Annotated in this window: 5 protein-coding genes; 2 read left to right on the forward strand and 3 right to left on the reverse strand. The window is 37.2% G+C overall.

What is annotated here, in order from left to right; all coding sequences use genetic code 11:
• Nucleotides 1–303 precede the first annotated feature (303 nt).
• The gene (gene mobV / locus AMD00_RS22510) at nt 304–1,539 is read right to left on the reverse strand and encodes a MobV family relaxase (RefSeq protein WP_053419237.1); all 1,236 of its coding nucleotides are present in this window, start codon (nt 1,537–1,539) and stop codon (nt 304–306) included.
• A 518-nt stretch (nt 1,540–2,057) separates the two neighbouring features.
• Here mobV and AMD00_RS22520 point away from each other — a divergent pair.
• A complete protein-coding gene (locus AMD00_RS22520; RefSeq protein WP_053419239.1) occupies nt 2,058–2,513 on the forward strand; it encodes a hypothetical protein in 456 nt (151 codons plus the stop codon).
• A gap of 25 nt (nt 2,514–2,538) precedes the next feature.
• Nucleotides 2,539–2,778 carry a hypothetical protein gene (locus AMD00_RS22525; RefSeq protein ID WP_053419240.1) on the forward strand — a complete coding sequence of 80 codons (240 nt, stop codon included), beginning with the start codon at nt 2,539–2,541 and terminating at the stop codon, nt 2,776–2,778.
• Between the two features lie 74 nt (nt 2,779–2,852).
• Here the strand turns inward: AMD00_RS22525 and AMD00_RS24205 are convergent, their stop codons facing one another.
• Entirely contained in the window at nt 2,853–2,978 is a 126-nt protein-coding gene (locus AMD00_RS24205) for a hypothetical protein (RefSeq protein ID WP_281173102.1), read from the reverse strand.
• A gap of 14 nt (nt 2,979–2,992) precedes the next feature.
• Complete coding sequence (locus AMD00_RS22530) at nt 2,993–3,964, reverse strand: protein rep (protein WP_245639586.1); 972 nt, start codon at nt 3,962–3,964, stop codon at nt 2,993–2,995.
• Nucleotides 3,965–4,032 lie beyond the last annotated feature (68 nt).

Below are 4,032 nucleotides of genomic sequence, written 5' to 3' on the forward strand. Positions count from 1 at the left end.
TAAATCCATGTTATCATGGGTACACATAAAGTATAAAATCTCCTTTCAGATTTCCTGAAGGGTACAGAAAATCCCCTTGTGATATTGATTTAGCGTCGTAACTCAATCATAGCACATTGGGATTTTTTTGTATATTTTTCTTTCGTCATCAAAAAACACCACAAAGCCATATACAGCAATGTTTTATAGCACTTTTCGAAAATGACGTTATTTCTATATGTATCAAGATAAGAAAAACTCCATTTTTGCTCCACAAAAATATCGTTAAAAAGATAAAAAACCCCTGCTCAACGCAGAGGTTTTTTATCTCTCAAAATCTTTATTAAGCTCACGAGCTGTTTCACGCCTGTGAGCCTTCTCAAATTCCCCTCCAGGGGCTTTTTGCTTCACTTTATCTATCAACCCCTTAAATACGTCTTTAAAGGCCATAGCGCCCTGTGTACGCTCTTTAACGAATTCTTTAGCACTTTGATAAACTAATTTAATTTCAGCCTTTAAATCGCTTATACGGGCTTCTAGCGTATTAATATCCCCAATTACTAACTTCAAATCATTTCGTAAGATGTTATTTTCCTTTTTCAAATCCTTATTTTGCTCACTTAACTCACCAATCAAATCTCTAAATTGGTCATTTTGTTTTACCAAGTCCGTATCTTGCAGACGCTCGTAATCCTTTTTGACAAAAACCGCCGCATTGATCAATCCCTCTACTTTTTCAAGTTGCTCCGGGGTTATCACATAATTACCTGTTTCATTTTTGACGATTTCAGGTTTTCCGAGTAACTTTGGTTTCACTTCAGTTTCGATTTCTTTTTTCAAGCCCTTTAGCGACTTTTTCTTTACAGGCAATTGCTCACTAATCTCAGTAAATTCTTTTTTCTTTTTCTGAATCTTTTCCTCAAGCAACTGACCTTCCTCTTGCAATTGTTCTAATCCATCCAACTGCTTTTTGGTCTGTTCAATTTTGTACCGCATGCTATCTAAATGTTCAGCTTTCGAACCTTCCTCACCGCGTTGCAATTCAAAACCTTTTTTCTGCATATGCTTTGGAAATTCATCTTGCAGCCATAACAATTCTTGGCGATTAAATACGTTTTTCCCTTGTAACTTTCCATCACGCATTGGCACAACACCTAAATGCATGTGTGGTGTATTTTCGTCTTTATGTACGGTCGCATAGGCAACATTTTGTAAACCATATCTCTCGCTAAAAAAATTCGCACTTTCCTCAAAGAATGCTTTTTCCTCAGCTGCAGTCAATCGCTCAAAAAACCCTTTGTCAGAAGTCACGATTAATTCATTGACCAATACCGCATCTTTTCGTGTTTTTCTGGCACCCGTTTTTTGTGATTCAATGATTTCTTTTACACGCTCGTTGTAATTAATATTTTCTGCATTGATCAGATCATAATTATCTTTTGTCTTTTCTTTATCAATATCTGGATTTGATCGACTTTCTCTTTCTCGCTGATTATGGAACTGGATCCCTTTCAAATCATGCGACTTCATTTTTGCCATTCTTACGACTGCATAACTCACAGCAATCCACCCCCGATTTTCCGGCCAACTTCCATGTAAAGTATAGCACACTATACTTTACTGTCGTAAAGGTGTGCTCTGCGAGGCTGAGTTGGCTACCGCCAAAGCATGCTTCAGCATGCAAAAGACCTTGAGGGTTTCGCCCCTCAAACTTACGACCAAGGGAGCCCCTTGGATAGCATTAGCCTCCGGCGGTTTGAAACCCAGGTTTCAAAACTTCCGGCCCTCGCCGGTTGGCAGGAACAAACATGGTTTGTTCAATGCCAAGAGGGTTCGGGTGCTGTGAGGTTGTCCATCCAACCTTGCTCCTTATCCTCCCTTCGGTCCGGTACCGCAAAGTTGGATGGACAACCGCCACATGTCGTCCATCTCCCCAAGTTCCCTACTAGCCAAAAGAAAAAAGAGTAGCTTTCGCCACTCTCGTCTAACAATTCTATATTAAAATATAAGTTGACTTTGAAATTTCTCCCGTTAAAGTGTAAGGTGTACCATTTATTACAAGAGGAGGAATATATTATATGAAAATGAAATCTGTTTTTTCAACCATCTTATTAGCTTTTGCAGTATTTTTCACCACGTCAGTTAACGCCTCAGCAGCTTCTGGTGAGGCCTGCACAGGAAAGTATTATAGCATCGGTGATAATGCAACTATGACAGTCCAAGTAGCAAAAAACTCAAATACACGTACCTTGCAATGGGGATTACAATTAGATTCAGGATCACGATCCAAATTTGGAGACAAAGTAACAACACAGTTGCTTGCAGCAAGAATTAATTATTCAAATATAAATCTACCGTATGCACCTCATACTGAAAAGCCAAATTATAATTTTCATGGCAGCTTAAAAAATTATCAATTGATAGGAGGAGGAGGAGGAACTCTTAAAAAGGGCGATAAAGTTTACCTCAACTTCCAGATATTCGGATCAAATAACAAATCAGATAAATTAGAAATGTTATGTGATGTGGAATAAATTTTGATAAAAGGTTGAGGATATTATGAATAAATGGAAAAAAGAAGAGATTCTTTTTGATACTATGTATGAAGCTGATATATGGGCTGATTCAATAGTAAATGAAATGCATGGGGGAAATTATGATAGTTATAGTACCCCTGACTATAAAATAGCATGCTCTCTAGCCTTTAGATTAGCATCTATAAAACACTGCAGAGTTTATACAGAACACGAAGAAGATAGATATAAGGTATATGCAGTATTTGATACCTCAAATTTATAATTCTATCTACATAACAAAAAGGAGTAGCATTCGCTACTCCTTTACTCTTTTTCCATTCGGTTTAACAGTTCTCTTCACAACAAAGCAATATAGTCTTGTTCTTCTGGCGACCGCTGATAGATACGGTTATAGTGACTGTAAGCTTCCAGCAATTCTTTATTGACCATTTCACTTGGACATTTTCGTTCCTCTTTTGTCATATCAATTGTTCCTCCTAACGAATGAAATAATTTTGCGCCTTCCAGTTCCACTGAGCAACAATCGAATACGCTTTTTCTTCAACATCTGAATCCTCATCATCCACTCGTACCAAATCGCCATCTTCGATGTCGTCTAAATTCAATTGTTTATGTATTTCTTTCAGCAATCCACCATACGAAAACATGCGTTTTCGATACAATCCTTCTTCCAAATCTTTTACAACTTCTAAATCATTTGCTAGATTACCAGTCAGATAATCGGAATCTTTAACCGAATATTTTGCTGTTTCTTGCACTGCTGCTTGAATCGCAGTAACCTCTTTTTTCTTGTTACGCTTTTTATTTTTCACTGCCTCTATATGTACAACTGGCACATAATCTAACTTCATTGCCTTTTTCCACAAGCTCGTCCAATCTACTTGTGACAAATACGCTCCTTTTGTATTGAAATAAGCACTCTCGACACACATCAATACATGCATGTGCTGATTATATGACCCGTCTTTTTTATTGACCGTTACTTCCGTTGATCGCATAAAGCCAACCATATTTTGTTTCACTTTTTTATATAACATTAATCGACGAAAACCTTCTGCCATTGCTTTTAAACTCTTATCTAACGCTTCACCATCAAACACATTTTTTACTGTTATCGTCAAGAAAATCCATCTCGCTTTTGGCTTTTGACGAATCACTTCTTCGACTATCTTTGTTGTTTGAATGCTTCGCTTCATCGTTTTCCTCCAATTGCACATCGGACATAACGGTGATTTACAAAACCATGCGTTCGCTAACTTCATTCGTCCTTCTTGCGTAATATCAAATTCTAAAATTTCACCACAATTTGACACACGTTCTGCTTTCTTAAATTGCAATATTTCTAACAGCTCAAAATAACTGACATTCGCTGTCTTCTTCTCTTTCCAAGGCTGAATTTTTCCATTCGCTTTTTTATCTAAAAGAATTGTTTTTTGGTCTAAATCCATGTTATCATGGGTACACATAAAGTATAAAATCTCCTTTCAGATTTCCTGAAGGGTACAGAAAATCCCCT

Source organism: Viridibacillus arvi (assembly GCF_001274945.1).
In the GTDB taxonomy this organism is placed as follows: domain Bacteria; phylum Bacillota; class Bacilli; order Bacillales_A; family Planococcaceae; genus Viridibacillus; species Viridibacillus arvi.

What these genes read in the sequence shown, in the direction of transcription:
- AMD00_RS22525 (WP_053419240.1), top strand. Translation starts at nt 2,539, where the DNA reads ATGAATAAATGGAAAAAAGAAGAGATTCTTTTTGATACTATGTATGAA.
- AMD00_RS22530 (WP_245639586.1), bottom strand. Translation starts at nt 3,964, where the DNA reads ATGGATTTAGACCAAAAAACAATTCTTTTAGATAAAAAAGCGAATGGA.
- AMD00_RS24205 (WP_281173102.1), bottom strand. Translation starts at nt 2,978, where the DNA reads ATGACAAAAGAGGAACGAAAATGTCCAAGTGAAATGGTCAATAAAGAA.
- AMD00_RS22520 (WP_053419239.1), top strand. Translation starts at nt 2,058, where the DNA reads ATGAAAATGAAATCTGTTTTTTCAACCATCTTATTAGCTTTTGCAGTA.